Source organism: Streptomyces sp. NPDC001606, assembly GCF_053596835.1.
Genome location: NZ_JBSFHC010000002.1, coordinates 394,034 through 421,027 on the forward strand (window position 1 = coordinate 394,034; position 26,994 = coordinate 421,027).

Consider the following 26,994-nt stretch of genomic DNA (forward strand, 5'->3'; position numbering starts at 1 on the left):
CACGCAGCGAACGCGGTCCAGTGCAGCGATCGCGCCGTCAGCGACTCTCCCACCGAAGGTGACCAGTGGACCTGAAGACAGCCTCCGCCATCCGACGCCTCCGCCTGATCTCCGTGCCGGAGGGCATCTCCTGGATCATCCTCGCGGCCTGCACGGTGATCAAGTACACGGTGGCCTCCGGCTTCGACGTGGCCCCCGTGCTCGGCCCGATCCACGGCGTGCTGTTCGTCCTCTACGTGCTCTTCTGGGCGGACGCCTGGAACCGCACCAAGTGGGCCAAGGGCAAGGCCGCCCTCTACTTCGCGTACTCGATCATCCCCGGCGGCGGCTTCATCATCGAGCGGACGCTGCGCCGCGAGGCCGAGGACGCCGTCATCGCCGCCCGGGCCCGCCAGGAAGGGGTCGTGAACGCATGATCGTCGCCTTCTCCGTGACGCCGCTCGGCGTCGGCGAGGACGTGGGCGAGTACGTCGCCGACGCCGTCCGGGTGGTCCGCGAGTCCGGGCTGCCGAACCGGACCGACGCCATGTTCACCTCCATCGAGGGCGAGTGGGACGAGGTCATGGACGTCGTCAAGCGCGCCGTGGCCGCCGTCGAGGCACGCGCCCCACGGGTGTCGGTCGTCCTCAAGGCCGACATCCGGCCCGGCGTGAGTGACGGGCTCACCTCGAAGGTGGAGACCGTGGAGCGCCATCTGGCGCAGTGACCCGGTCGCTCGCCCCGAGAAAACCCCGGCCCGCGCGGGCCGGGGTTTTCTCGTCCCCCTTGTTTGAGCGATCGCTCAAAGAGGGTGTACCTTCGCCGCAGAGTGTTTGAGCAGTCGCTCAAACCAGGGCCTGACGTGGGGGAACGACATGGGTCTCTATATCGAGGCGCACATACGCGCCGACCTCGACACACTGTGGACGCACACCCAGGACCAGGCCCGGCACCAGCGCTGGGACCTGCGCTTCACCGAGATCGACTACCTTCCGCGCGCGGAGGGCGAGCCGCAGCGCTTCCGGTACGCCACGCGCGTCCTGCCCTTCCTCACGGTCTCCGGCACCGGGGTCTCGGCCGGCGAGAAGGAGCGCCCCGACGGCACCCGCACCTCCGCCCTGCGCTTCACCTCCCCGCACCCCCTGTCGCTGCTCGCCGAGGGCAGCGGCTACTGGCGCTACGTCCCCGACGCCCAGGGCGTCCGCTTCCTCACCGGCTACGACTACCGGCCCCGCTGGGGGGCCTTCGGCGCCCGCGCCGACCGGCTGCTGTTCCGCCCGCTGATGGGCTGGGCGACCGCCTGGTCCTTCGACCGGCTGCGGCTCTGGATGGAGCGCGGCATCACCCCCGAGCGGGCCCTCGCCAACTGGCTGGCGGAGCTGGCCGTGCGGGCGCTGGTGCTGGTGGTGTGCCTCACCGGGCTCGCCGGTCAGCCGTCCCTGGGCGGCTTCGGACCGCTCGCCCCCTCGGTGGCCTTCCTGTGCCCGCTGCTGCTCCTCGCCGCCGTCTGCGTCGCCCTGTTCAAGGCGCCGCTGTCCGCCACCCCGGCCGCCCGCCGCTGCCTGCGCGCGCCGGTCACCCAGACCCGGGAGTCCCGGGCGCCCCGTGTCCTGCGCACCCTGGAGAAGCACGGATGACCCCGACGACGACCTCGGCGGCCTCCATGTTCCAGACCGTCCTGGGTGCCGACTTCGACCGGCTCCACCCCCAGCTGCGCCGCCGCTTCTCCGTCGGTCTCGCGAGCGGTGAGGCGTGTGTCGGCCGGGGCGTGATGGACCGCATCTGGCACGGGCCCACGTTCGTGAAGCCGTTCCTGGCCCTCGGCGCCACCCGCCACATCCTCGTCCCGAGGACCGGCCGGAACGTCCCGTTCGTGATCGAGAACGTGCCGTACACCGACAGCCACGGCCGTGAGACGGTGAGCTTCGTGCGCACCTTCGACCTGCCCGGCCGGGCCCGCCGCTTCGACGCCCAGATGGTGCTCAGCCCCAAGGGGGACCGCATCCTGGACTATCTCGGCACCCACCAGCACCTCGCCAGCGAGCTGCACCTCGGCGTCGAGCCCGACGGCTCCCTGCTCATCCGCTCCGGCGAACACCGCTTCCGCGAGGGGCCGGTCGACGTCCGCGTCCCCGAACTCATCGGCGCCACGGCCGAGGTGCGCGAGTCCTACGACGACGCCGTCGGCCGCTTCCGCATCCGCGTCCGTGTCGTCAACCGCCGTTTCGGGCCGCTCTTCGGCTACGAGGGGTCCTTCACGGTGTCGTACACCGACGTCCGCAGCTGTGGCGTGCGGCCCGGTCTGCGGCCGGTGCGGGAGGAGGCGCGCGCATGAGCCCGGAGACGGCCAAGTCGCAGGAGACCAAGGTGAGACTGCTGGAGGGGGCGCTGCGCACCCTCACCGAGCAGGGCATCGCCAAGACGTCGGCCCGTACGGTGGCGGCGGCGGCCGGGGTCAACCAGGCGCTCGTCTTCTACCACTTCGGCTCGGTGGACGAACTCCTCGCGGCCGCCTGCCGGTACGGCGCGGAGAAGGCCGTCGCCAAGTACCGGGCCCGGCTCGCCGCCGTCTCGTCCCTCTCCGAACTGCTCGCCGTGGGCCGCGAGATCCACCGGCACGAGCGGGCCGGCGGCCATGTCGCCCTGCTCGGCCAGCTGCTGGCCGGCACCCCGACCCACGCGGCCCTCGGCCCCGCCACGGCGGCCGGGCTCCAGCTCTGGATCACCGAGATCGAGCAGGTCCTCCGGCGGCTACTCACCCCCACGCCGTTCGGCGAGTTCGTGGACCCGGCGGGACTGGCACGCGCGGTGGCCGCGTCCTTCGTGGGCATAGAGCTGTACGAGGGCGTCGACGAGGCCGGCGCCCTGTCGGCCCTGGACGCCCTGGAACAACTGGGCGCACTGGTCGCCGCGGTGGAATCCCTGGGCCCGGTGGCCCAACGAGCAGTACGCCACCAACTCCGCCGCACCAACCGCTGACCCCGGACCGGGGGTGAACTGGGCTCACCCCAGGGGCCGGGGAACAGCGTCGCTGAACGCCGCGGGTACTGGGCGCCGAGCCCTGCGGGTGCTGGGCGCTGGGCGCTGGGCGCTGGGCGCTGGGCGCTGGGCGCTGGGCGCTGGGCGCTGGGCGCTGGGCGCTGGGCGCTGGGCGCTGGGCGAGGTTATCCCGCGCTCCTGGAGGCAACCGGCCGCGGAGTCACCGGGGCCGCTGACGCAACGGGTCGTGCGCCATCGGCTGGGGCGGGCAGGCCGCGGGATCCCCACCGGGCGAGCCGGCCAGGCTCAGCCCCTGGGGCGGGACGACGACGAGACTCCGCTACCCCGCTCCCGCAACACTCGGCAACACTCCGCTCCGGCGGGGGCGTCGCGTGGGGCAGGACGCAGGGCCGTACGCCGCCAGCGTGGCGCGAGTCTGCGCCGGGCGGGCGTCTCGCGGGTCCTGCGGAGTCTCCGGCGGGTCAGGATTGGGTGAGGCCTGCCACCAGTTCGTCTGCTGCTCGGTAGGGGTCGAGGTCGCCGGAGACGATCCGTTCCGCGAGGGCGCTGAGGCGGCGGTCGCCGTGCAGGTCGCCGATGCGTTCGCGCAGGGCGGTGACGGCGATCGTCTCGACCTCGCGGGCGGCGCGGGCGGTGCGGCGTTCGGCGAGGACGCCCCGCTCCTCCATCCACGCGCGGTGCTTCTCCAGGGCCTCGACGACCTCGTCCACGCCCTCGGCCCGGGCCGCGACCGTCTTCACGATCGGCGGGCGCCAGTCGCCGGGGCCGCGGGACTCGCCGAGGCTCAGCATGTGGTTCAGCTCACGGGCGGTGGCGTCGGCACCGTCCCGGTCGGCCTTGTTGACGACGTAGACGTCGCCGATCTCGAGGATGCCCGCCTTGGCCGCCTGGATGCCGTCGCCCATGCCGGGGGCCAGGAGGACGACGGAGGTGTCCGCCTGGGAGGCGATCTCCACCTCCGACTGGCCGACGCCGACCGTCTCGACCAGGATCACGTCGCAGCCGGCCGCGTCCAGGACGCGGATGGCCTGCGGCGCGGCCCAGGCGAGGCCGCCGAGGTGGCCGCGGGTGGCCATGGAGCGGATGTAGACGCCGGGGTCGGAGGCGTGGTCCGACATCCGGACCCGGTCGCCGAGCAGGGCGCCGCCGGAGAACGGGGAGGACGGGTCGACGGCCAGGACGCCGACCCGCTTGCCCTGCTTGCGGTACGCCGTGACGAGCGCGGAGGTGGAGGTGGACTTGCCGACGCCCGGTGAGCCGGTCAGGCCGACCACATAGGCGTTGCCGGTCAGCGGGGCCAGGGCCGCCATGACCTCCCTCAGCTGCGGGGACGCCCCCTCCACCAGGGAGATCAGCCGGGCCACGGCCCGCGGCCGGCCTTCCCTGGCCTGGGCCACCAGAGAGGAGACGTCCTGCATCACACAGCTCCGTTCACTTCAGCGACGTACCGAGACGTACAGAGAGAGGTCAGGCCTTGGGGACCCGGACGATCAGCGCGTCGCCCTGGCCGCCGCCACCGCACAGCGCGGCCGCGCCGACCCCGCCGCCACGCCGCTTCAGCTCCAGCGCCAAGTGGAGCACGAGGCGGGCGCCGGACATGCCGATCGGGTGGCCCAGCGCGATGGCGCCACCGTTGACGTTCACCTTTTCCGTGGACACGCCGAGGTCCTTCATTGACTGCACGGTCACGGCGGCGAAGGCCTCGTTGATCTCGATGAGGTCGAGGTCGGAGACCTCCAGGCCCTCCTTCTTCAGCGCGTGCTGGATGGCGTTGGACGGCTGGGACTGGAGGCTGTTGTCCGGGCCGGCCACATTGCCGTGCGCGCCGATCTCGGCGAGCCAGGTGAGGCCCAGCTCCTCGGCCTTGGCCTTGCTCATCACGACCACGGCGGCGGCACCGTCGGAGATCTGGGAGCTGGTCCCCGCCGTGATGGTGCCCTCCTTGGTGAAGGCCGGGCGCAGCTTGCCCAGGGACTCCGCCGTGGTGTCGGGGCGGATGCCCTCGTCCTTGCTGAACAGGACCGGGTCGCCCTTGCGCTGCGGGATCTCCACCGGGGTGATCTCGGCCTCGAACAGGCCGTTCTTCTGCGCGGCGGCGGCCCGCTGGTGGGAGAGGGCGGCGATCTCGTCCTGCTCGGCGCGGCCGATGCCGAGGCGGGTGTTGTGCTTCTCGGTGGACTCGCCCATGGGGATGTTCTCCCACGGGTCGGTCAGGCCGTCGTAGGCCATCGCGTCGAGCATCTCCACCGCGCCGTACTTGAAGCCCTCGCGGGACTTCGGCAGCAGGTGGGGGGCGTTGGTCATGGACTCCTGGCCGCCGGCCACCACGATGTCGAACTCGCCGGCGCGGATCAGCTGGTCGGCCAGGGCGATCGCGTCGAGGCCGGAGAGACACACCTTGTTGATGGTGAGCGCCGGGACGTTCATCGGGATGCCGGCCTTGACGGCGGCCTGGCGGGCGGGGATCTGGCCGGCGCCGGCCTGAAGCACCTGGCCCATGATCACGTACTGCACCTGGTCGCCGCCGATGCCGGCGCGGTCGAGAGCGGCCTTGATCGCGACGCCGCCCAGGTCGGCCGCGGAGAAGGACTTGAGGGAGCCCAGCAGCCGTCCCATGGGCGTACGGGCGCCCGCGACGATCACAGAGCTGGTCGTTCCTGAAGACATGAGCTGCGATCCCCTTACCGGCTGCACAGCCGAGGAGTGAACGAGGGTTTACTTCGAATGTACTGAGTGGCACTCCGTGCCGTCACCGGGCCGTCGGTGTGATCGCGCGCACGTTGCGTAACCACCGTCGGGGCGCTGCACTGAATCCATGCTGACGCGAATCGACCACATCGGGATCGCCTGCCACGACCTCGACGCCACCGTCGAGTTCTACAGGGCCACCTACGGCTTCGAGGTGTTCCACACCGAGGTCAACGAGGAGCAGGGCGTGCGCGAGGCCATGCTCAAGATCAACGAGACCTCGGACGGCGGCGCCTCCTACCTCCAGCTGCTCGAACCGATCCGCGAGGACTCCACGGTCGCCAAGTGGCTCGCGAAGAACGGCGAGGGCGTCCACCACATCGCCTTCGGTACGGCGGACGTCGACGCGGACTCCGCACAGATCCGGGACAAGGGCGTCCGCGTCCTGTACGACGAGCCCCGGCGGGGCTCCATGGGGTCGCGGATCACGTTCCTGCACCCCAAGGACTGCCACGGTGTTCTGACAGAACTGGTCACTTCGGCGCCTGTTGAGTCGCCCGAGCACTGACCCTCGTACATAAGGGCCGGTAGGGTTGGGGGCGGTCGTCCCCGAAACCGGGGTGGCCGCATGCCGGGGTCCGGGTTTCGGGGGACGAGCGTCGGGGCAGCAGCCCGTGCTCCGCCGTTGATCTGACACCATTCCCCGGGGGCCCCGTTCGGCCGATGGACGGAGCTCGTTGGAGAAGCTGACCAGGGGACGGATGGGACCGCGCAGTGCGGGGCTACGAGAGCCAGGAGCGAGAGCCGGCGGCTGACGTCGACCACCTCTCTCGGTTCGAGGCCGAGATGAAGCGGCTGAGGACCGAGCGCGAGAAGGCGATCCAGCACGCCGAGGACCTCGGCTACCAGGTCGAGGTGCTGCGCGCCAAGCTGCACGAGGCGCGGCGCACCCTCATGACCCGGCCCGCCTACGACGCGGGTGACATCGGCTACCAGGCCGAGCAGTTGCTCCGCAACGCCCAGATGCAGGCCGAGCAGCTGCGTCAGGACGCGGAGCGGGAGCTGAGCCAGGCCCGCGCGCAGACCCAGCGCATCCTCCAGGAGCACGCCGAGCAGGCGGCCCGGCTCCAGGCGGAGCTGCACCAGGAGGCGGTGACCCGGCGCCAGCAGCTGGACCAGGAGCTGGCCGAGCGGCGCGCCACGGTCGAGTCGCACGTCAACGAGAACGTGGCCTGGGCGGAGCAGCTGCGCTCCCGTACCGAGCAGCAGGCCCGCCGGCTGCTGGAGGAGTCCCGCGCGGAGGCCGAGCAGGCCATGGCCGCCGCCCGGGCGGAGGCCGAGCGGCTGACCCGGGAGGCCCGGGAGCGGCTCCAGGCCGACGCCGAGGCGGCCCGGGCGGAGGCCGAGCAGCTGCTGCGCCGCGCCCGCGCGGACGCCGAGCGGCTGCTGAACGCCGCCTCCACGCAGGCCCAGGAGGCCACCGAGCACGCCGAGCAGCTGCGCTCCACCACGGTCAGCGAGTCGGACACCGCGCGCCGGCGGGCCGCCGAGCTGACCCGGGCCGCCGAGGAGCGGATGACGGCGGCCGAGGAGGCGCTGCGCAAGGCGCAGGCCGAGGCGGAGAAGGTGCAGGCGGAGGCCAAGGAGGCCGCCGCCAAGGCCCTGGCGGCGGCGGAGGCCGCCGGCGAGGCGCGCACGCGTACCGCCAAGGAGCAGGTCGCCCGGCTGGTCGAGGAGGCCACCAAGGAGGCCGAGTCCACCCGGTCCGAGGCCGAGCAGCTGGTCGCGGACGCCCGGGCCGAGGCCGAGAAGATCGTCGCGGAGGCCGCGGAGAAGGCCCGCTCGATCACGGCCGAGGAGACGGCGACCCAGCTGTCCAAGGCCGCCCGGACCGCCGAGGAGGTCCTGAACAAGGCCTCCGAGGAGGCCCAGAAGACCACCAAGGCCGCCGCCGAGGAGGCCGAGCGGATCCGCACCGAGGCGGAGGCCGAGGCGGACCGGCTGCGCGCCGAGGCGCACGACATCGCCGAGCAGCTCAAGGGCGCGGCGAAGGACGACACCAAGGAGTACCGCGCCAAGACGGTCGAGCTCCAGGAGGAGGCGCGCCGGCTGCGCGGCGAGGCCGAGCAGCTGCGCGCCGACGCGGTCGCCGAGGGCGAGTCGATCCGCGCCGAGGCCCGCCGGGAGGCAGTCGCGCAGATCGAGGAGGCGGCCAGGTCCGCCGAGGAGCTGCTGGCCAAGGCCAAGGCGGACGCCGACGAGCTGCGGCGGACCGCGACCGCGGACAGCGAGAAGGTCCGCACCGAGGCCATCGAGCGCGCCACCGGTCTGCGCCGGCAGGCCGAGGAGACCCTGGCGCGGGCCCGCAAGGAGGCCGAGCGGCTGCGCGCCGAGGCCGACGAGCAGGCCGAGACGGTCCGCGGGGACGCCGAGAAGGCGGCGCGGGAGCTGCGTGAGGAGACCGAGAAGGCCGTCGAGGCCCGGCGCAGCGAGGCCGCCGAGGAGCTGGCCCGGCTTCAGTCGGAGGCGCAGGAGCGGCTGGCGTCGGCCGAGCAGGCGCTGACCGAGGCCCGGGAGGAGGCCGCCCGGATCCGCCGGGAGGCCGCGGAGGAGTCCGAGCGGCTGCGCGCGGAGTCGGCGGACCGGATCCGTACGCTCCAGCAGCAGGCCGAGGCCGAGGCCGACCGGCTGCGGACCGAGGCCGCGTCCGACGCGTCCGCGTCCCGTGCCGAGGGCGAGGCCGTCGCCGTACGGCTGCGTTCGGAGGCCGCCGCCGAGGCGGAGCGGCTGAAGACCGAGGCGCAGGAGACCGCGGACCGGGTGCGTGCCGAGGCGCAGGCCGCCGCCGAGCGGCTCGCCGCGGAGGCGTCCGAGACGCTGGCCGCCGCGCAGGAGGAGGCCGCCCGGCGCCGCCGGGAGGCCGAGGAAGTCCTCGGTTCCGCGCGTGCGGAGGCGGACCAGGAGCGGGAGCGGGCCCGCGAGCAGAGCGAGGAGCTGCTGGCCTCGGCGCGCAAGCGCGTGGAGGAGGCGCAGGCCGAGGCGGTCCGGCTGGTGGCGGAGGCCGACCGGCGCGCCACCGAGATGGTGTCGGCCGCCGAGCTGCACGCCCAGCAGGTGCGGGACTCCGTCGCCGGGCTGCACGAGCAGGCGCAGGAGGAGATCGCCGGGCTGCGGTCGGCCGCCGAGGTCGCGGCGGACCGGACCAGGCGGGAGGCCGAGGAGGAGGCGGACCGGGTCCGCGCCGACGCCTACGCCGAGCGGGAGCGGGCGAGCGAGGACGCCTCGCGGGTCCGGCGCGAGGCGGCCGAGGAGTCGGAGGCCGCGAAGGAGCTGGCCGAGCGTACGGTCGTCGAGGCGGCGGCGGAGGCCGAGCGGCTGCGCGCGGACGCGGGCGAGTACGCCCAGCGGGTGCGCACCGAGGCGTCGGACGCGCTGGCCGAGGCCGACCAGGCGGCGGCCCGTACCCGGGCGGACGCCCGGGAGGACGCCAACCGGATCCGTTCGGACGCGGCCACCCAGGCGGACACCCTCATCACCGAGGCCCGCAACGAGGCCGAACGGCTCACCAACGAGACCGCCGCCGAGGCCGAACGCGTCCGCACCGAGGCCGTCACCGAGGCCGAGCGCCTCACCGCGGAGACCGCCGCCGAGGCGGAGCGGGTGCGCAGGGAGGCGTCGGAGGCGCTCGTCGAGGCCAACGAGGCGGCGACGCGTACCCGGGCGGAGGCCCGCGAGGACGCCAACCGGATCCGTTCGGACGCGGCCACCCAGGCGGACACCCTCATCACCGAGGCCCGCAACGAGGCCGAACGGCTCACCAACGAGACCGCCGCCGAGGCCGAACGCGTCCGCACCGAGGCCCTCACCGAGGCCGAGCGCCTCACCGCGGAGACCGCCGCCGAGGTGGAGCGGGTCCGTGCGGAGGCGGTGGCGAGCGCCGAGCAGCTGATCGGGGAGGCCACCGGCGAGGCGGAGCGGCTGCGGGCCGAGGCCGCGGAGACGGTCGCCTCGGCGCAGGCGCACGCCGAGCGGGTGCGGGCGGAGTCCGAGCAGCTGAAGGCGGACGCGGAGGAGGCGGCCGAGCGGCTCGTCGGCTCGGCGCGCGAGGAGGCCGAGCGGACCCTGGACGACGCCCGCAAGGAAGCCAACAAGCGGCGTTCGGAGGCGGCCGAGCAGGTCGACACGCTCATCACCGAGACCACCGCCGAGGTCGACAAGCTGCTCGCCGAGGCGCAGGAGCAGGCGCTGAAGACCACCGCGGACGCGGAGTCGCAGGCCGACACGATGGTGGGCGCGGCCCGCACGGAGGCCGAGCGGATCGTCGCCGAGGCGACCATCGAGGGCAACTCGCTGGTCGAGAAGGCCCGTACGGACGCCGACGAGCTGCTGGTCGGCGCGCGCCGGGACGCGACCGCCATAAGGGAGCGCGCGGAGGAGCTGCGCGACCGGATCACCAGCGAGATCGAGGAGCTGCACGAGCGGGCCCGCCGGGAGGCCGCCGAGACGATGAAGTCCACCGGCGACCGCTGCGACGCGCTCATCAAGGCCGCCGAGGAGCAGCTGGAGAAGGCCGAGGCGAAGGCCAAGGAGCTGGTGTCGGACGCCAACTCGGAGGCCGGCAAGGTGCGCATCGCCGCCGTCAAGAAGGCGGAGGGCCTGCTGAAGGAGGCCGAGCTGAAGAAGGCTCGCCTGGTCAAGGAGGCCGAGGAGCTGAAGGCCGAGGCGATCCGGGAGGCGCGGCGCACGGTCGAGGAGGGCAAGCGCGAGCTGGAGATCCTGGTGCGCCGGCGGGAGGACATCAACGCGGAGATCTCCCGGGTCCAGGATGTCCTGGAGGCGCTGGAGTCCTTCGAGACGCCGGCGGCCGGCAAGGACGGCGGAGTCAAGACGGGTGCCACCGTGGGCGCCCCCCGATCGGGTGGCAAGTCGTCAGACGGCTAGCACACGGAGGGGTTTCCGGTGTTTTCTGGGGGCTTTGCCCGAGTCCTTGGCAAGCGGTCCGACGGTCAGCCACTCAAAAGAGGTGCCATTCTCCAGATCAAAACCGTATCCGCTCGATGACACACCGCTTCGGCCCCTAGGATTCCCCTTATCACCTCACCGGTCTCATTCGACAGGAACCCCATGAGCGACACTTCCCCCTACGGCTTCGAGCTTGTGCGGCGTGGGTACGACCGCGCTCAGGTGGACGAACGTATCTCCAAGCTCGTCTCCGACCGTGACAGCGCTCTCGCCCGGATCACCGCCCTGGAGAAGCGCATCGAGGAGCTGCACCTCGAAACGCAGAACGCCCAGGCCCAGGTCAGCGACGCGGAGCCGTCGTACGCCGGTCTCGGCGCGCGCGTCGAGAAGATCCTGCGGCTGGCCGAGGAAGAGGCCAAGGAGCTGCGTGAGGAGGCCCGGCGCGCAGCCGAGCAGCACCGCGACCTCGCCGAGTCCGCGGCCCAGCAGGTGCGCAACGACGCGGAGGCGTTCGCGGCCGAGCGCAAGGCCAAGGCCGAGGACGAGGGCGTCCGGATCGTCGAGAAGGCCAAGGCCGACGCGTCCCAGCTGCGGGCCGAGGCGCAGAAGGACGCGCAGTCGAAGCGGGAGGAGGCGGACGCCCTCTTCGAGGAGACCCGCGCCAAGGCCGCGCAGGCCGCCGCGGACTTCGAGACCAACCTGGCCAAGCGCCGCGAGCAGTCCGAGCGCGACCTGGCCTCGCGGCAGCAGAAGGCCGAGAAGCGCCTGGCGGAGATCGAGCACCGCGCCGAGCAGCTGCGCCTGGAGGCGGAGAAGCTGCGCACCGACGCCGAGCGCCGTGCCCGCCAGACGGTGGAGACCGCCCAGCGCCAGGCCGAGGACATCGTGGCCGACGCGAACGCCAAGGCCGACCGGATCCGTTCGGAATCCGAGCGCGAGCTGGCCGCGCTGACCAACCGGCGCGACTCGATCAACGCCCAGCTGACGAACGTCCGGGAGATGCTGGCGACGCTGACCGGTGCGGCCGTGGCTGCCGCCGGCACGGCGACGGACGACGAGCCGATCTCGCGTGGGGTGCCGGCGCAGCAGTCGCGGTAGCTTGCGGTCCGCGGGGAGCTGCGGGCCGTTTGTGGCCGGTCGCGCAGTTCCCCGCGCCCTTACGGGACGCGTGGGTGAGCCCTCTGTCAGGTGGCAGAGGGCTTTGCCTTCTCTTGGGCGGAACCGTCAGCGCCCGGATATCCTCCTAACCCTTACGGGGGCATGCGCCCCGCTGTCCTGAACCTTTCGATGGGTGCGGAGCATGATCGAGGCTGTAGGCCTGACCAAGCGCTACGGCGACAAGACCGCCGTGTACAACCTTTCCTTCCAGGTGCGACCCGGCACCGTGACCGGCTTCCTCGGCCCGAACGGCTCCGGCAAGTCGACCACCATGCGGATGATCCTCGGGCTGGACAACCCGACGTCCGGCACGGTGACCATCGGCGGTTACCCGTACCGCAAGCTGCCCAACGCCCCCCGCCAGGTCGGCGCGCTGCTCGACGCCAAGGCCGTGCACGGCGGCCGCAGCGCGCGCAACCACCTGCTGAGCCTCGCCCAGCTGTCGGGCATCCCGGCCCGGCGCGTGGACGAGGTGCTGGGCGTGGTCGGCCTCCAGGACGTGGCCCGGAAGCGCTCCAAGGGCTTCTCGCTCGGCATGGGACAGCGGCTCGGCATCGCCGCCGCGCTCCTCGGCGACCCCCAGGTGCTGCTCTTCGACGAGCCGGTCAACGGCCTCGACCCGGAGGGCATCCTCTGGGTGCGCAACCTGATGAAGGCCCTGGCCGCCGAGGGCCGTACGGTCTTCGTCTCCTCGCACCTGATGAGCGAGATGGCGCTGACCGCCGAGCACCTCATCGTGATCGGCCGTGGCCAGCTGCTCGCCGACATGAGCGTGAAGGACTTCATCTCGGCCAACTCCGCCGACTTCGCGCGCGTCCGCACCCCCGACACCGAGCCGCATGCGCGCGAGAAGCTGACCTCGGCGCTCACCGAGGCGGGCGGCCATGTGCTGCCCGAGCAGGACGGCGCGCTGCGGGTGACCGGGCTGGCGCTGCCCCGGATCAGCGACCTGGCGCACGAGGCGGACGTCCGGCTGTGGGAGCTGTCGCCGCACCAGGCCTCGCTGGAGGAGGCGTACATGCGGATGACGCAGGGCGCCGTGGACTACCGCTCGACCGTGGACCAGAAGGAGGGCCTCCAGCAGGCGCCGCCGCCCGGCGTGCAGCCGCCGATGCCGGTGCCCGGCCAGGGCCAGCCCGGCTGGTACGCCCCGCCGCCGCCCCAGCAGGGCGGCCAGCCGTTCGCGATGCCGCAGGCGGGCCCGTACGGCGGCGCCCCGGCGAACCCTTACGGCGCCCCCGGCGCGGAGACCCCGAACCCGTACGGCCAGCCCCCGACCGGCTCGGACCAGAACCCGTACGCCCAGCCGGGCGGGCCCCAGGGCGCCGCCCCGGCGATGCCCGCGGCCCCCGCCACTCCCCCGGCGACACCTCCGGCCGCCGCACCCGCTCCCGCCCCCGCCGACCTGACCAAGCCCGAGGAAGCCCGATGAGCAGCCACCAGCCCCCGATGCCGCAGGCCCCCGCGTCCGCGCCCGACTGGCAGGCGGCGCCCGGCGGACCGTACCCCGGTTACACCTCGCCCATCCCGGTCGTGCGCACCCACCTCGGGCATGCGCTGGCCTCCGAGTGGACGAAGATCAAGTCGGTGCGGTCGACGATGTGGACGCTCGGCGTCTTCGTGGCCCTCGTCGTCTCCATCGGCCTGATGACCGGCGCCCTGGCCAAGTCCCACTCCTCGTCCCTGGACGGCCAGAACCCGCTCTCCTTCGGGTTCTTCGGGCTGCTCCTCGGCTCGATGTGCATCATCACGCTCGGCGTGCTGACCACCGCCTCGGAGTACGGCACCGGCATGATCCGTACGACGATGACCGCGTGCCCGGACCGGGCCCGGGTGCTCACCGCCAAGTCGATCGTGTTCTTCGCCGTGTCCTTCGTCATCACGCTGGCGTCGTCCGCCTTCGTGGGCATGATCCACGCCTCCATGCTGAGCGGCACCAGCGCGATGACGCCGTCCGGCGGGGACTGGTTCAAGGACACCGTCGGCGTGAGCCTCTACCTCGCGCTGCTCGGGCTGCTCTCGCTGCTGGTCGGCTCGATCATCCGGCACTCCGCGGGCGCCATCACGATCATGATCGGCGCGGTGCTGGCGCCGCTGGTGATCGCCCTGTTCATGAGCACGTCCTCGCTGCACCGGGTGCAGCAGTGGCTGTTCGAGTACTCGATCCCGAGCCAGCTGGCCGTCTTCTACGGCAACGACCTCGGCGGTTCCGGCCCGACCGGCTGGGACCCGCTGTGGATCATGCTGGGCCTGACGGCGGCCGCGTACGCCGGTGCGTTCGCCCTGCTGCGGAGCCGGGACGTCTGACGCTTCAGAACCTCGGCGCGTTCCGGGACCGCTGCACCCGCGTGGTGCGGCGGTCCTTCGCGTTCCAGCAGGCCTTGTGCCAGTGCCGGCGGTCGTCCACGCCCGCGTGCTCCGGCCAGGCCACCACGTGCGGGACGCCGGAGGGGATCATCTGGTCGCAGCCCGGGCAGCGGTAGGTCTTGCCCTGCGCGCTCGCCCCCGCGACATGGCGCACGCTCCACTCCTCGCCCTGCCAGCTCTCGGTGGACTGCCAGCCGCCGTACCGGCCGGCCCGGTCGTCCTCGGCGCTCCGGCCGGACGAGCCGGCTGCCTTCGGGCGGTTGCGACGCGGGGACACGGGACACCTCTCGGGGCTATACAGGGAGCACGGGCCGGCTCCAGCCTACGCGCCGCCGAGTGGGGTACGCGTACAGAACGAATGCGGAAGCAATCCGTACAAGTCCCCCTGCCGGACGACCCATTCTGAAGACAATCCGCAAATCTCCTCGCGGAGCCGTGTCCTGCGCACGTGTCAGCCGGTTATGCCGGGTGGGGGAGCTCCGGTCGGAGCCAAGGAAGCAGGAAAACGCGATGCACGTAGGTAGTTTTGTGCTGGCCGCACAGTTCCCCGGCCAGGGTGCCGGGGAGGCGCTGCACCGGGCGGTGCGCTCGGCGGAGGTCTCCGAGGAGGCCGGGCTGGACGCGGTCTGGCTGGCCGAGCACCACTTCGTGCCCTACGGCACATGCCCGTCCGCGATCACCCTGGCCGCGCTGCTGCTCGGCCGCACCCGCCGGATCCGGGTGGGTACGGCGGTCAGCGTACTGCCCACCGCGCACCCGGTCGCCCTCGGCGAACAGGCCGCGCTGCTGCATATGACGAGCGGCGGGCGGTTCACGCTCGGGGTGGGCCGCGGTGGCCCCTGGGTGGACCTGGAGGTCTTCGGCGCGGGCCTCGGGGCGTACGAACACGGGTTCCCGGAGTCGCTCGATCTGCTGCTGCGCTGGCTGCGCGAGCCGGCGGTGGGGGCGGCCGGCGAGCGGTACCGGTTCCGCGAGGTGCCCGTCGTACCGCGTCCGTCGGAGGCGCTGACGGAGGTGCCCGGGCCCGAGGTGGTGGTCGCCTGCACCTCTGCGGCGAGCGTCCGGCTGGCCGCCGAGCGCGGGCTGCCCATGCTGCTCGGGATGCATGTCGGGGACGAGGAGAAGGCCGAGATGGTCGCCCTGTGGCGGCGCTGCGCCCGCGCGGCGGGCCGGCCGGCCGAGGAGATCGCGACGGCGGGGCATGTCTCGGCCGGGGTGTGCCAGCTCGCGGACCGGCGCACGGACGCGGCGGAGACCCTGCTGAAGGCGATGCCGGGCTGGCTGCGGCAGGGGCTCGAGGCCCATGTCACCGTCGACGGACGGGTGCGGGCGATGCGCGATCCGCATGCCTACACCGAGCTGCTCTGCGGGCTGCACCCGGTGGGCACGCCCCGGCTGGCCGCCGACCGGCTCGCGGCCACTTCGGAACGCACCGGGATCTCCCGCTTCGCCCTGCTGGTCGAGGGGTCGGGCGACCTCGCGGCCACCGAGGAGAACGTGCGGCGCCTGGGCGCCGAAGTGCTGCCGCAGTTGCGCTGAGCGGGCGCCGGGGGCTGCGGCCGCGGGCGCCGACTCGCAAGCCACCTGGGGGGCTTGCCGCCCCGTACTGGATGCACCCCCCGCGAGTGGAGCGGCAAGCAGGCAGCTCACTGCCCCGGCCGTGCCGGAGCCATGCGTCAGCAGTCGCGGAGTTCCGGCGACTGGTTCAGCAACTGGTTGCGCGCCGAGGTGAAGCGGGCCAGCGTCTCGTCCACCGAGGCGTCCAGCGGGAACACCGCCACCCGGTGACAGTTCTGGAAGGCCAGGCGCACCCCGAAGTGCCGCTGCAACGCGCCGCGTATGGCGTCGCTCGCAAGCGCACGCAACAGCTGACCGCGTGCCTGCTCGTCCGGCGGCGGCGTCTGGTTGTCGGCGAAGGGTCCGCCGTCCACCTTCAGCTGGGCCACCAGGGAGCTGATCATCTCCCATGCATAGGGCAGGGAGGTCCGGACGCAGTCGACGAAGTCTGCGTCGTCGACCTCGCCTCGCTCGGCCTTTTCGAGTAGGGCCGGTGAGACGTCGAGCGACATGGGTTCTCCTCTCGCACCCCCGAAGAGCAGGGGTTGCCGGACAGGTAAGGGAGTTCGCGATGTCGAACACGCTCGGTAAGGATGCCGCGACCTCCCGTTCTCTACGGTAGGCAACCGTCGGTGACCACACCAGCAGAATGCGTATATGGAACGGTCCCGTTACGGGCACAATCGGCCAGGGATGAACAAGAGTTTCCAGGGACAAATGGGGCGATCGATCGGGAGCGGGGCGGGCGAATCGCGCGCACCGAGGGGCGTCGAGTAGCGTTGCCGACCATGCGTCTCGTCATTGCCCGATGCTCGGTCGACTACGCCGGCCGGCTCACCGCCCACCTGCCCTCGGCACCCCGCCTGATCCTGGTCAAGGCGGACGGCAGCGTCTCCATCCACGCGGACGACCGGGCCTACAAGCCCCTCAACTGGATGTCGCCGCCCTGCACGCTGAAGGAGGGCACGGGCGAGGACGAGGGCGTGTGGACCGTCGTCAACAAGGCGGGCGAGAAACTGATCATCACGATGGAGGAGATCCTCCACGACTCCTCGCACGAACTCGGGGTCGACCCCGGGCTGATCAAGGACGGCGTGGAAGCGCACCTCCAGGAACTGCTCGCCGACCGCATCGAGACACTGGGCGAGGGCTACACCCTCATCCGGCGCGAGTACATGACCGCGATCGGTCCGGTGGACATCCTGTGCCGGGACGCGGACGGGCAGACGGTCGCGGTGGAGATCAAGCGCCGGGGCGAGATCGACGGCGTCGAGCAACTCACGCGCTACCTCGAACTGTTGAACCGCGATCCGCATCTGGCGCCGGTGCGGGGCGTGTTCGCCGCGCAGGAGATCAAGCCTCAGGCCCGCGTCCTCGCCACCGACCGCGGCATCAACTGCCAGATCCTGGACTACGACGCCCTGCGCGGCATCGAGGACGACAAGCTCCGCCTGTTCTGACCCCGGGTCCGCCCACCCCGCTCACCGCCGCGACAGCGCTGTACCCGGCCGTCGCGGCGGTTTTCCGTGCGGCCTCAGACCACGGACGCCGACCCGCTGCTCTGCGGAGCGCTCGCCGAGCCGCTGGAGGACACCGGGCCGCTCGCCGTGTCCGTCGTCGTCGGCGAACCACTGCCGCCACCCGTCGGGGCGGAGCTGGACGAGGACGGCGGCGAACTCGGGGTCGACGGTGAGGAGGAGGGGCTGCCGCCGGTCGGCGTCGACTTGCTCGGGGTCGGCGTGCCCGGCTTCGTCGTGGGGGTCTTCGGCGGCGTCGGGGTCGTGCCCCCGCCGCTCGGCGACCGGCTGCCGGTCGGGCCGGCGGCCGGGGAGCTGGCGGGGGTGTACGGCGTCGTGTCGCCCGTCGTGCCGTAGGTGCCGTCCGGGCCCGGGTTCGTCGGCCGGGCCGACGGGACGGTGCCCGCGCCGCCGCCGGTACCGCCGCTGGTGCCGGTGTCCTGCCGCGGGTCGGCGTCCAGGCTGCCGTCGTCCGTGCCCTGGCCGGCGGAGGGGTTGGCGCCGACCTTGCCGGCCGGGTTCTTGTCGGCGGTCTCATGGGAGGTCATGCCGAGCGTGACGACCGTGCCCAGCACGGCGGCGAGCAGCGCGCCCGCGCCGGCCGCGGCCACATTGCGCCGGGCCAGCCGCCGGAAGCCGCCGCCCACCGGCTTCCCGGCCGGGAGCCGACGGGTGACCACGGTGTCGCCGACGGGGCCGTACGGCGGCGGCGCCGACTCCTCGTGCCGTACCTCCGGCACCTCCTCGCCCACCAGGGCGGCCACCGCCGGCACCTCGCCCGCGCGGTCGGCGACGAGCGCGAGCGCCCGGCGCCCGGCGACGGTGCCCCGCTTGTCGGCGAGGGCGCCGCGCAGCCCGATGGACGCCTCCAGTTCGGCGCGGGCCCGGTCGAGCTGTCCGGAGCACAGCGCCAGGACGCCCAACTCGTGGTGGAAGTAGGCCTGTTCGGGCACCTCGCCGGTCAGCCGGGCGGCCTCCGCGCCGGAGCGCAGGGCGCGTTCCCAGGCGCTCCAGTGCAGCGCCGCGGCGAAGGCGGGCGCGGCCGTGCGGGCGAGCCGTACGGCGCAGTTGTCCGCGCTGTCGGAGACGAAGCGGGGTGTCTGGGGGACCACGGCGGCCAGCGCGGCGAGGACCGCGTCGGCCTCGGCGGCGACCCGCTCGGGGGTGACCGAGGGGTGGCCGGCCCACCAGGTGTAGTGCTGGGCGGCGGCGAGCGCCCGGTCCTGGGCGTCGTCGCCGTATCCGGCGGCCTCCAGCTGGGCCTGCACCCCGGCCGCGAGCCGGTAGCGGGGGCCGACCGGCGAGACCAGTCCGCAGCCCGCCAGCTCGCCGAGGGCGGCGTCGGCGTGGGTGTCGCCGACGAGCGCGGGCAGATGGGCCTGGTGCGGGACCTCGCCACCGAGGGCGACGGCGAAGCGCAGGGCGGCGCGGGCGGAGGCACCGAGCCGGGAGGCGAGCAGCGGGGCGGGGGCGGCGGCCTCGCCCAGAGAGGGCAGCGGGACCTCCTCGCCTTCCGCCGCCGGCAGCGGCGGGATAGAGGGCCGCGCGTCCTCGAAGACGTCGAACGCGTCGACCCCGGCGGCACCGGCGCGCAGCTGCTCGCGCTGCCGGAGCAGGGCGCCCGCCTGGACGAAGCGCAGCGGCAGCCCCTCGGACTCGAACCAGAGGTCGCCGGCCCAGTTGGCCTCCTCCTCGGTGAGGACCCGGCCGACGGCGCGCTCCAGGATCTCCACGCCGGCGGCGCGGTCGAGGCCGCCGAGGAAGACCTCCTCGACGTCCGACTCGGCGGAGGGCGCGGGCACCTCGGGGGTGGCGGCCATCAGGAACGCGCACTCGGGGGTGGCGTCGAGCAGCTCGTCGAGGGCGGCGCCGCCGAACTCGATGTCGTCCACGACGACGACCGCGCCGATCTCCGTCAGCAGTGCGCGCAGTTCGTCCGCTTCGGGGCGGTGCCCCGGGGCGTCGTAGACGGCGTGGAAGAGGTCGTCCAGGACCTCGGCGGCGGTGCGGTGGAAGCCGGTCAGGCGCACCACGCCGTCGGGGGCGAGGTCCTGGCAGTCCTCGGCGACGAGGTCGAGCAGGGCACTGCGGCCGGAGCCGCCGGGGCCGGTGAGCCGCACGGTGCGGCCGCGGGCCAGCAGCCGGACCAGGCGTTCGCGTTCGTCCTGGCGTTCCAGCAGGGCGGGTGTCGGGTGGCCGGGGCCGGGCGGCACGGGCGGCCGGGCGGCGCGCTCGGTCTCGGCGCGCTCGGCGGCGGTGCGCTTGCGGGGCCTGCCGGGCCGTTCGGCCGGCGGGCAGAGGGCTATCTCGCTGCCGTCGACGGGGTTGACGGTCAGCAGCAGGTCGCCGGTGACGAGCCGGGCCGTGCGGGCGGGCGCGGGAGCGCTCGGCGCGAAGTCGGAGGTGAGGGGTTCCCGGGGCGGACGGCGGCTGTGCGCCTGGCTCTGCTCCTCGGGTCCCGGGTTGATCGGGTCCATGGGTTTCCAGCCCCCCAAAAGCGTTGCGTGCTCGTGTTCCGGCCCCTCCCGGCCTGTTGCACACCGCGCTGTCGCTTCTGGTCCGGGCCCGCTCGGTCGAGGGGTGCGAGGCGGCGGGCGACCGAACCCTAAACCGTCGCCCAGTATCTCCGACAGGGCGGGGTGCCGGGCGGTCCGAGACATCACAGTCTTATGAGGATTGCCCCCGACGTGCGGTTCGACGGCTGCGCCCGGGTCTCACCGGCCGCCGTGGACTCCCGTGGTCCGCCGTGTCGCCCTGTGCACAGCCGTACGGCCTCAGACGCGCGGCAGCGACTCGACGCCGATGCCGCCCTCGATGGCGAGGATGCGGTGCAGTCGGGTGGCCACCAGCAGGCGCTGCATCTGCGGCGGCACACCGCGCAGCACCAGGCGGCGACCGCAGCGCCCGGCCCGCCGGTGGGCCCCCATGATCACACCGAGTCCGGTGGCGTCCCAGGAGTCCAGCTCGGACAGGTCGAGGATCAGGTCGCCGACGCCGTCGTCGACGGCCGAGTGCAGGGCCGTACGGGCGTCCGCCGCGCTGCGGACGTCGAGGCGGCCCCCGACGACCAGCTCGACGTGGTCGCCCCTGATGTGCATATGCGCTCCCCGTTGAGTGCGGTTGGCGTACTCGGTGACGGTGATGACGATGGTGGCGGTGCTGTGCACCGTCTGACTGTGTGAGTGCTGGTGCGGTTGCTGTTTGTAAGCGAACCGATACCGAATTCACCCCTGGGAGTGATACCCCCGGGGGTGAGATCCGGCCGATGCCTGTACTGAAGGTGATCAGTACGTGTAGAAGCCCTGCCCGCTCTTGCGGCCGATGTCACCGGCGTCCACCATCCGGCGCATCAGCTCCGGCGGGGCGAACTTCTCGTCCTGGGACTCGGTGTAGATGTTGCCGGTGGCGTGCAGCAGGATGTCCACGCCGGTGAGGTCCGCGGTGGCCAGCGGGCCCATGGCGTGGCCGAAGCCCAGCTTGCAGGCGAGGTCGATGTCCTCGGCCGTGGCGACGCCGGACTCGTACAGCTTGGTCGCCTCGACCACGAGGGCCGAGATGAGGCGGGTGGTGACGAAGCCGGCGACGTCCCGGTTGACGACGATGCAGGTCTTGCCGACGGACTCGGCGAACTCCCGCGCGGTGGCGAGGGCTTCGTCGCTGGTCTTGTAGCCGCGGACCAGCTCGACCAGCTGCATCATCGGCACCGGCGAGAAGAAGTGCACACCGACGACCCGCTCGGGGCGCTCGGTGACCGCCGCGATCTTGGTGATCGGAATGGCGGAGGTGTTGGAGGCGAGCACGGCGTCCTCGCGCACGAGCTTGTCGAGCGCGCGGAAGATCTCGTGCTTGACCTCCAGCTTCTCGAAGACGGCCTCCACGACGACATCGGCGTCGGCGGCGGCGTCCAGATCCGTGGTCGGGGTGATGCGGGCCAGGGCGGCCTCGGCTGCGTCAGCCGCCAGTTTGCCCTTGCCGACGAACTTGTCGTACGAGGCCTTGATGCCGTCGGTGCCACGCTTGAGGGCCTGGTCGGTGACGTCGCGCAGAACGACCTCCCAGCCCGCCTGCGCGGCGACCTGGGCGATGCCGGACCCCATGAGACCGGCCCCGATGACGGCGAGCTTCCGTGCCACTCCGACTCCTTCGAATCCTTGCGAACCCTGTCCAACGCGTGTCTCTCCGGCGGACCATAGCGCTCGGGAGCGGCTGTGTGACCGGTAAGTAACGCGCGTCACGTCTCACTTGACGGACATCACACCGGCAGCGGCAACGGCCATCCCATCGGGCCCCTTTCCGGCCCCCTTCGGCCGACCCCCACCCGAAACCGGCTTTTCACTCCAATGGGTTGAATCAGCGGGGCTCAGCGCACCGCGTACGTCAGGACCTTCTCCCCCCACAGGTCCTCGATCTCGTCCAGCAGCGCCAGGGCCTCGCGGGAGACCTCGCGGGGGTCGCGGTCCTTGACCATCTCGCGTCCGATGACCGCCATCACCGTGCTGTGCGCCCAGCCGATCTGACCGGCCATCAGATGCGGCAGGTCGTCGTCCTGGTCCGCGCCGGTCTCCTCGCGCAGCGCCTGCTCCAGGTTGGCCTGCACCTCCTGGGCGATGGCCCAGAGGCGGGAGCGCAGGGCGGGGGTCTCCTCGATGACGCGCTGGAAGCGGGCGTAGCCGGGGATCAGGCCGACCCGGGGCGAGACGGCCTCGATCTCCTCGCGCAGCTCGCGCAGGACCGCGGCGGCGGCGGACTCCCCCTGCGGGCGGCCGCGGACCCAGCGGGCGAGCCGGTCGACGACGCCGGCGGAGCGGTCGAAGAAGAGGTCCTCTTTGGCCGGAAAGTAGTTGTAGACGGTGTTGACGGAGACATTGGCGGCCTCCGCGATCTCGGCGACCGTGACCGCGTCGAAGCCCCGCTCCAGGAACAGCCCGGTGGCGACATCGGAGATGTACTGCCGGGTCTGCCGCTTCTTCCGTTCCCTGAGTCCTTCGGCCATGGCCGCATCCTAGCTTCGCTGGTGCTCCTGAAAACTTGGTGTCATTGCAAAATTTCAGGGACTCTGTTTTTCTGTCGGGCATGACAGCAGTCATCAGCGCGGCCGGACTGGCCCGCACCTTCCAGACCAAAGCCGGGCCCGTGGCGGCCGTCCGCGGCGTCGACCTCACCGTGCGCGAGGGCGAGATCCTCGGCTTCCTCGGCCCGAACGGCGCCGGGAAGACCACCACGCTCCGGATGCTCACCACCCTGCTCAGGCCGACCGGCGGCGCGGCCGTCGTGGCCGGGCACGACCTGGCCGGCGACCCGGCCGGGGTGCGCCGGGCCTGCGGCTACGTCGCCCAGTCCGGCGGCGTCGATCCGCAGATCACCGTGCGGGAGGAACTGGTCACCCAGGGCCGGATGTACCGCCTGCCGAAGGCCGAGGCCGTCGCCCGCGCCGCGGAACTGGTCCGGGAGCTGGACCTCACCGGCCTCCTCGACCGCAAGGCCGGCGCCCTCTCCGGCGGGCAGCGCCGCCGGCTGGACATCGCGATGGCGCTGACGCACCGGCCGAAGGTGCTGTTCCTGGACGAGCCGACGACCGGCCTGGACCCGGGCAGCCGCGCCGACCTGTGGGACCTGGTCCGCCGGCTGCGCGACGAGCACGGCACGACCGTCTTCCTGACCACCCACTACCTGGACGAGGCCGACGCCCTCGCCGACCGCCTGGTGATCGTGGACCGGGGCGAGGTCGCCGCCGAGGGCACGCCGGGCGCGCTCAAGCTCCGGTACGGCGGCTCGCTCGACGCCACCCTCCAGGACACCTTCCTCGCCATCACCGGCCGCGGCCCGGCGCCGGCCGACACCGCCCCCGTAGCCGTCTAGGAACCAGAAGATGCTGCTGCACGACACGGCCCTCATCTACGGCCGCTACCTCCGCCAGTCCCTGCGCTCCCGTTTCGCCCTGCTCTTCGGCGTCCTCACCCCGCTGCTCTACCTCCTCTTCTACGGCCCCCTGCTCACCCGCCTCCCACTCGGCGGCACCGGCAGCTCCTGGCAGCTGCTGGTCCCCGGCCTGCTGCTCCAACTCGGCCTGTTCGGCGCGCTGTTCGCCGGGTTCGCGGTGATCATCGAGAAGGGGCAGGGGGTGGTGGAGCGGATGCGGGTGACCCCGGTCAGCCGGCTCGCGCTGCTGCTCGGCCGGGTGCTGCGCGACGCCACGGTGTTCGTCTTCCAGGCGGTGCTGCTGGTGCTGGCCGCGCTGGTGATGGGGCTGCGCGCCCCGCTCGCGGGCATTGTGATCGGCTTCGTGTTCGTCGCCCTGCTCACCCTCTCGCTGGCCTCGCTGTCGTACGCGCTCGGCATGCGGGTCGGCACACCGCAGGCGTTCGGGCCGCTGATCAACGCGGTGTCGATGCCGTCGATGCTGCTGTCGGGCCTGATGCTCCCGATGACCCTCGCACCCACCTGGCTGGACGTGCTCTCGCACTTCGTCCCGTTCCGCTATCTGGTGGACGCGGTGCGCGACGCGTACGTCGGCCGGTACGCGACCGGGCACATGCTCCAGGGCGCCCTCGTCGCCGTCGCCCTCGCGGTGCTCTCCGTGACGGTGGGCACACGGGTGTTCCGGACCAGCGGAGCGTAACTACGCTGGCCGCATGGTCAATCTGACGCGCATCTACACCAGGACCGGCGACCAGGGCACCACCAGCCTCGGCGACATGAGCCGGGTGCCCAAGACGGACCTCAGGATCTCCGCGTACGCGGACGCCAACGAGGCCAACGCGGTGATCGGCACCGCCATCGCACTGGGCGGCCTGGAGGAGGAGATCGTCACGGTCCTCACCCGCGTCCAGAACGACCTGTTCGACGTGGGTGCGGACCTGTCGACGCCGGTGGTGGAGAAGCCGGAGTTCCCGCCGCTGCGGGTGGAGCAGTTCTACATCGACAAGCTGGAGGCGGACTGCGACCGCTTCAACGAGCGGCTGGAGAAGCTCCGCTCCTTCATCCTGCCCGGCGGCACCCCGGGCGCCGCCCTCCTGCACCAGGCCTGCACGGTCGTACGTCGGGCCGAGCGCTCCACCTGGCAGGCGCTGGAGGTGCACGGCGAGACGATGAACCCGCTCACCGCGACCTACCTCAACCGGCTGTCGGACCTGCTGTTCATCCTGGCGCGCACGGCGAACAAGGAGCAGGGCGATGTGCTGTGGGTGCCGGGCGGTGAGCGTTAGGGCTCGCGCTTCGGGAACAGCGTGTAGCTGCCGGCGATCACCAGGTTGATGCCGATCACCCAGAGCATGCGCTGCTGCCAGGCCCGCAGGGAGCTGATGTCGCCGTCGCCGACGTACCAGACGGCACCCTGGAGCAGAGCGAGGGCGACGCACGCGGCCAGGATCCAGCGGCCTGCGACCTTCCATTCGTGGACGGTGCGGGCGGTGCCGTACTTCGGCGGCTTCGCCGGGGGCGGGCCGCCGGCGAAACGGTGGGCGACCCAGGCGTCGGCCCACTTGATCGTCGAGTGGCCCAGCCCGACCGTGAAGCCGATGTAGACGGCGGCCAGGCCGTGCCGCCAGTCCGGCTGCGCGCCGTTCCTCAGGTCGATGGCGGTCACGAGGAACAGCACGACCTCGAGCAGCGGTTCGCACAACAGCAGCGCCAGTCCCGTCCGGGGCATCCGCAGCGCGTACCGGAAGGTCAGTCCGGCCACCAGCAGCACCCAGAACGCCACCTCACAGGTGATGATCAACCATACGACCATGGTTCGCTCCCCTCGTCACCCGTCAAGGCTCCCGGTCGCCCGGGGGTCGGATCATCGTCGGCGGGGGCGAACCCCGGGTAAGCGAAAGTTGCAGTCCAGGACCGTGCCCGGGGAGCACGCGGGCCGCTCGCGGGCCGTGTTGGATGGGGGCATGGCCCTCGCAGCACTCCCCCGCCCCCACCGAGACGACGTGCGGATCGCCGTGGGCGGGCTGCTCGGCGGGCTGCTGCTGTGGTCGCTCGGTCTGCACACGCGGGTGACCACGGACGCGCTCGTGCTGTGGTCGGCGCCCTGGGCCCCGCTGGTGCCGCTGGCGGTGACGGCCGCCTGCGAGCTGCTGCGCCGCACCCGGCCCCGTATCGGGCTGCTGGTGGGCACGCTCGCGCTGACCCTGGACACGGTGACCGTCGGCAGCCTGGTCACCGTCGTGCTGTACACGGACCTGATGTACGCGGCCGTCCTGTACGGCACCCCGGCCTCCGCCCGCCGCATCCCCTGGATCACCGGGATGCTGACGGTGCTCGGCGGGGTCGTACCGGCCGCCCTGTGGCGCGATCCGAAGGGGCTGCTGATCGGGGTGGGCATTGGCGTCATCGCGCTCGCCCCCGCCGGGACCGGCTGGGTGGTGCGCGACCACCGGGTGGCGGCCGAGGCCGCCCGGCTGCGCGCCGAACAGACCGCGCTGCTCGCCGAAATGGACCGCGTCCAGGCGGTCACCGCCGAACGGGCCCGCATGGCACGGGAGTTGCACGACATGGTGGCCAACCACCTGTCCGCGATCGCCATCCATTCCACGGCCGCGCTGTCCCTCGACGATCCGGCGACCTCCCGGGACGCCCTGACGGTGATCCGGGAGAACAGCGTGGACGGGCTGGCCGAGATGCGGCGGCTGATCGGCATCCTGCGGGACAGCGGCGGTGACCTGGAGCCGGCCGCCACACCGACGCTCGACGGCCTGGCCGCCCTGGTCGAGGGCGCCCGCGCCAACGGTCTCGACGTGCGGCTCGACACCGGTCACGGCCGGGTGCCGGCACCGGTGGAGCTGGCGGCCTACCGGATCGTGCAGGAGTCGCTGACCAACGCGCTCAAGCACGCGGCGCCCGGGGCGGTCCGGGTGACCGTGCGGCAGGGCGACGACACCCTGACCGTGGAGGTCACGAGCCCCTACCGGCCCGGTGACGGCCCCCGCGCGCCCGGCTCGGGTTCCGGGCTCACCGGGATGCGGGAGCGGGCGAACCTGCTCGGCGGGGGCTTCACCGCCGGGGCCGAGGCCGGCCTGTGGACCGTACGCGCCGCCCTTCCGCTCACCGACACCGAAAGAGGTCTCTCGTGATCCGTGTCCTGGTCGCCGAGGACCAGTCCGCCGTCCGCGCCGGACTGGTCCTGATCCTGCGCAGCGCGCCCGACATCGAGGTGGCCGGGGAGGCGGAGGACGGGGAGCGGGCGGTGGAGCTGGCCCGGGAGCTGCGGCCGGACCTGGTGCTGATGGATGTGCAGATGCCGCGCCTGGACGGGGTGGCGGCGACCCGGCAGATCGTGGCGGAGGGGGTCGCGGAGGTGCTCGTGCTGACCACCTTCGACCTGGACGAGTACGTGTTCGGGGCGTTGCGGGCCGGGGCGGCCGGGTTCCTGCTGAAGAACGCCGAGGCACGGGATCTGCTGGAGGCGGTGCGGACGGTGGCGCGCGGGGAGGGCATCGTCGCCCCGGCGGTGACCCGGCGGCTGATCGCCGAGTTCGCGGCCGGTCCGGTGCGTCAGGCGAAGGCCGACCCGGCCGTGCTGGACGGTCTGACCCGGCGCGAGCGCGAGGTGCTGGCCCACCTCGGGGAGGGGCTGTCCAACGCCGGGATCGCGGACCGGCTGGGCATGGCGGAGGGCACGGTGAAGACACACGTCAGCAGGGTGCTGGCCAAGCTGGAGCTGCGCAGCCGGGTGCAAGCGGCCGTGCTGGCCCAGGAGTTGGGGATCCGACCGGAGCACTGAGACGACTGGTCCAGACCTATTGACGAGTGGTCCAGACCTTTCTACTCTCGC

At 72.7% G+C, this 26,994-nt stretch carries 25 protein-coding genes and 2 pseudogenes; 18 read left to right on the forward strand and 9 right to left on the reverse strand.

Annotated features, from left to right (window positions below; translation table 11 throughout):
* Window positions 1-65 precede the first annotated feature (65 nt).
* From ACWCV9_RS06155 to ACWCV9_RS06175, 5 genes are all read left to right on the forward strand, one after another.
* Entirely contained in the window at window positions 66-416 is a 351-nt protein-coding gene (locus ACWCV9_RS06155; protein ID WP_385839906.1) for a DUF3817 domain-containing protein, read from the forward strand.
* On the forward strand, window positions 413-706 hold the full coding sequence (locus tag ACWCV9_RS06160; RefSeq protein WP_385839907.1) for an MTH1187 family thiamine-binding protein: 294 nt from the start codon (window positions 413-415) through the stop codon (window positions 704-706). Before ACWCV9_RS06155 ends, ACWCV9_RS06160 begins: the two co-directional genes overlap by 4 nt.
* A gap of 148 nt (window positions 707-854) precedes the next feature.
* Window positions 855-1,616: a hypothetical protein gene (locus tag ACWCV9_RS06165; RefSeq protein ID WP_450784503.1), complete on the forward strand. Its 762-nt coding sequence runs from the start codon at window positions 855-857 to the stop codon at window positions 1,614-1,616.
* Complete coding sequence (locus ACWCV9_RS06170) at window positions 1,613-2,314, forward strand: DUF4166 domain-containing protein (RefSeq protein WP_450784504.1); 702 nt, start codon at window positions 1,613-1,615, stop codon at window positions 2,312-2,314. Before ACWCV9_RS06165 ends, ACWCV9_RS06170 begins: the two co-directional genes overlap by 4 nt.
* Window positions 2,311-2,958 (forward strand): TetR/AcrR family transcriptional regulator, encoded by a 648-nt coding sequence (locus ACWCV9_RS06175; RefSeq protein ID WP_450784505.1) that lies wholly within the window; start codon window positions 2,311-2,313, stop codon window positions 2,956-2,958. The genes ACWCV9_RS06170 and ACWCV9_RS06175 overlap by 4 nt, the downstream gene beginning before the upstream one ends.
* 482 nt (window positions 2,959-3,440) lie before the next feature.
* Here ACWCV9_RS06175 and meaB read toward each other — a convergent pair whose 3' ends face one another.
* Both meaB and ACWCV9_RS06185 read right to left on the reverse strand, forming a co-directional pair.
* The gene (meaB, locus tag ACWCV9_RS06180; protein ID WP_385839912.1) at window positions 3,441-4,397 is read right to left on the reverse strand and encodes a methylmalonyl Co-A mutase-associated GTPase MeaB; all 957 of its coding nucleotides are present in this window, start codon (window positions 4,395-4,397) and stop codon (window positions 3,441-3,443) included.
* Window positions 4,398-4,446: 49 nt separating this feature from the next.
* The gene (locus ACWCV9_RS06185) at window positions 4,447-5,646 is read right to left on the reverse strand and encodes an acetyl-CoA C-acetyltransferase (RefSeq protein ID WP_450784506.1); all 1,200 of its coding nucleotides are present in this window, start codon (window positions 5,644-5,646) and stop codon (window positions 4,447-4,449) included.
* A 148-nt stretch (window positions 5,647-5,794) separates the two neighbouring features.
* Here ACWCV9_RS06185 and mce point away from each other — a divergent pair, with 148 nt between their 5' ends.
* The 6 genes and pseudogenes from mce (at window position 5,795) to ACWCV9_RS06215 (ending at window position 14,094) form a co-directional block, all read left to right on the forward strand.
* Window positions 5,795-6,235 (forward strand): methylmalonyl-CoA epimerase, encoded by a 441-nt coding sequence (mce, locus tag ACWCV9_RS06190; RefSeq protein ID WP_450784507.1) that lies wholly within the window; start codon window positions 5,795-5,797, stop codon window positions 6,233-6,235.
* A gap of 206 nt (window positions 6,236-6,441) precedes the next feature.
* Window positions 6,442-9,303, forward strand: a pseudogene (gene scy / locus ACWCV9_RS06195) (polarized growth protein Scy); the annotation flags it as partial.
* A gap of 177 nt (window positions 9,304-9,480) precedes the next feature.
* Window positions 9,481-10,608, forward strand: a pseudogene (locus ACWCV9_RS06200) (hypothetical protein); the annotation flags it as partial.
* A 183-nt stretch (window positions 10,609-10,791) separates the two neighbouring features.
* Window positions 10,792-11,727, forward strand: a complete 936-nt coding sequence (locus tag ACWCV9_RS06205) for a cellulose-binding protein (protein WP_450784508.1) — start codon at window positions 10,792-10,794, stop codon at window positions 11,725-11,727.
* A 202-nt stretch (window positions 11,728-11,929) separates the two neighbouring features.
* Window positions 11,930-13,219: an ABC transporter ATP-binding protein gene (locus ACWCV9_RS06210; protein WP_450784509.1), complete on the forward strand. Its 1,290-nt coding sequence runs from the start codon at window positions 11,930-11,932 to the stop codon at window positions 13,217-13,219.
* The gene (locus tag ACWCV9_RS06215) at window positions 13,216-14,094 is read left to right on the forward strand and encodes an ABC transporter permease (RefSeq protein WP_450784510.1); all 879 of its coding nucleotides are present in this window, start codon (window positions 13,216-13,218) and stop codon (window positions 14,092-14,094) included. Before ACWCV9_RS06210 ends, ACWCV9_RS06215 begins: the two co-directional genes overlap by 4 nt.
* Before the next feature lie 4 nt (window positions 14,095-14,098).
* Here ACWCV9_RS06215 and ACWCV9_RS06220 read toward each other — a convergent pair whose 3' ends face one another.
* Window positions 14,099-14,431 (reverse strand): ATP/GTP-binding protein, encoded by a 333-nt coding sequence (locus tag ACWCV9_RS06220; RefSeq protein WP_385839922.1) that lies wholly within the window; start codon window positions 14,429-14,431, stop codon window positions 14,099-14,101.
* Window positions 14,432-14,664: 233 nt separating this feature from the next.
* Here ACWCV9_RS06220 and ACWCV9_RS06225 point away from each other — a divergent pair, with 233 nt between their 5' ends.
* Window positions 14,665-15,693, forward strand: a complete 1,029-nt coding sequence (locus tag ACWCV9_RS06225) for an LLM class flavin-dependent oxidoreductase (protein ID WP_385839924.1) — start codon at window positions 14,665-14,667, stop codon at window positions 15,691-15,693.
* A 137-nt stretch (window positions 15,694-15,830) separates the two neighbouring features.
* Here the strand turns inward: ACWCV9_RS06225 and ACWCV9_RS06230 are convergent, their stop codons facing one another.
* A complete protein-coding gene (locus ACWCV9_RS06230; protein WP_385839926.1) occupies window positions 15,831-16,223 on the reverse strand; it encodes an SCO5389 family protein in 393 nt (130 codons plus the stop codon).
* A 276-nt stretch (window positions 16,224-16,499) separates the two neighbouring features.
* Here ACWCV9_RS06230 and nucS point away from each other — a divergent pair, with 276 nt between their 5' ends.
* Window positions 16,500-17,171, forward strand: coding sequence for an endonuclease NucS (gene nucS, locus ACWCV9_RS06235; protein ID WP_450784511.1), 672 nt, complete (start codon window positions 16,500-16,502; stop codon window positions 17,169-17,171).
* 74 nt (window positions 17,172-17,245) lie between these two features.
* Here the strand turns inward: nucS and ACWCV9_RS06240 are convergent, their stop codons facing one another.
* From ACWCV9_RS06240 to ACWCV9_RS06255, 4 genes are all read right to left on the reverse strand, one after another.
* Window positions 17,246-19,705 carry an ATP-binding protein gene (locus tag ACWCV9_RS06240; RefSeq protein ID WP_450784512.1) on the reverse strand — a complete coding sequence of 820 codons (2,460 nt, stop codon included), beginning with the start codon at window positions 19,703-19,705 and terminating at the stop codon, window positions 17,246-17,248.
* Between the two features lie 297 nt (window positions 19,706-20,002).
* On the reverse strand, window positions 20,003-20,326 hold the full coding sequence (locus ACWCV9_RS06245) for an STAS domain-containing protein (RefSeq protein WP_385840314.1): 324 nt from the start codon (window positions 20,324-20,326) through the stop codon (window positions 20,003-20,005).
* 186 nt (window positions 20,327-20,512) lie between these two features.
* The gene (locus ACWCV9_RS06250) at window positions 20,513-21,361 is read right to left on the reverse strand and encodes a 3-hydroxyacyl-CoA dehydrogenase family protein (RefSeq protein ID WP_385839929.1); all 849 of its coding nucleotides are present in this window, start codon (window positions 21,359-21,361) and stop codon (window positions 20,513-20,515) included.
* A 227-nt stretch (window positions 21,362-21,588) separates the two neighbouring features.
* Complete coding sequence (locus tag ACWCV9_RS06255) at window positions 21,589-22,221, reverse strand: TetR/AcrR family transcriptional regulator (RefSeq protein ID WP_450784513.1); 633 nt, start codon at window positions 22,219-22,221, stop codon at window positions 21,589-21,591.
* An 80-nt stretch (window positions 22,222-22,301) separates the two neighbouring features.
* Here ACWCV9_RS06255 and ACWCV9_RS06260 point away from each other — a divergent pair, with 80 nt between their 5' ends.
* The 3 genes from ACWCV9_RS06260 to ACWCV9_RS06270 are packed head-to-tail and all read left to right on the forward strand — an operon-like array spanning window position 22,302 to window position 24,433.
* Window positions 22,302-23,087, forward strand: coding sequence for an ABC transporter ATP-binding protein (locus ACWCV9_RS06260; protein WP_450784514.1), 786 nt, complete (start codon window positions 22,302-22,304; stop codon window positions 23,085-23,087).
* Window positions 23,088-23,097: 10 nt separating this feature from the next.
* The gene (locus ACWCV9_RS06265) at window positions 23,098-23,847 is read left to right on the forward strand and encodes an ABC transporter permease (RefSeq protein WP_450784515.1); all 750 of its coding nucleotides are present in this window, start codon (window positions 23,098-23,100) and stop codon (window positions 23,845-23,847) included.
* Window positions 23,848-23,860: 13 nt separating this feature from the next.
* Window positions 23,861-24,433 (forward strand): cob(I)yrinic acid a,c-diamide adenosyltransferase, encoded by a 573-nt coding sequence (locus ACWCV9_RS06270; RefSeq protein ID WP_450784516.1) that lies wholly within the window; start codon window positions 23,861-23,863, stop codon window positions 24,431-24,433.
* Here ACWCV9_RS06270 and ACWCV9_RS06275 read toward each other — a convergent pair.
* The gene (locus ACWCV9_RS06275) at window positions 24,430-24,960 is read right to left on the reverse strand and encodes a hypothetical protein (protein WP_450784517.1); all 531 of its coding nucleotides are present in this window, start codon (window positions 24,958-24,960) and stop codon (window positions 24,430-24,432) included. The two genes, ACWCV9_RS06270 and ACWCV9_RS06275, sit on opposite strands and share 4 nt — an antisense overlap.
* Before the next feature lie 151 nt (window positions 24,961-25,111).
* Between ACWCV9_RS06275 and ACWCV9_RS06280 the strand changes: the two genes are divergently transcribed.
* Both ACWCV9_RS06280 and ACWCV9_RS06285 read left to right on the forward strand, forming a co-directional pair.
* Window positions 25,112-26,293, forward strand: a complete 1,182-nt coding sequence (locus ACWCV9_RS06280; RefSeq protein WP_450784518.1) for a sensor histidine kinase — start codon at window positions 25,112-25,114, stop codon at window positions 26,291-26,293.
* Window positions 26,290-26,943 carry a response regulator gene (locus ACWCV9_RS06285; RefSeq protein ID WP_450784519.1) on the forward strand — a complete coding sequence of 218 codons (654 nt, stop codon included), beginning with the start codon at window positions 26,290-26,292 and terminating at the stop codon, window positions 26,941-26,943. The genes ACWCV9_RS06280 and ACWCV9_RS06285 overlap by 4 nt, the downstream gene beginning before the upstream one ends.
* The last annotated feature ends 51 nt before the right edge of the window (window positions 26,944-26,994 follow it).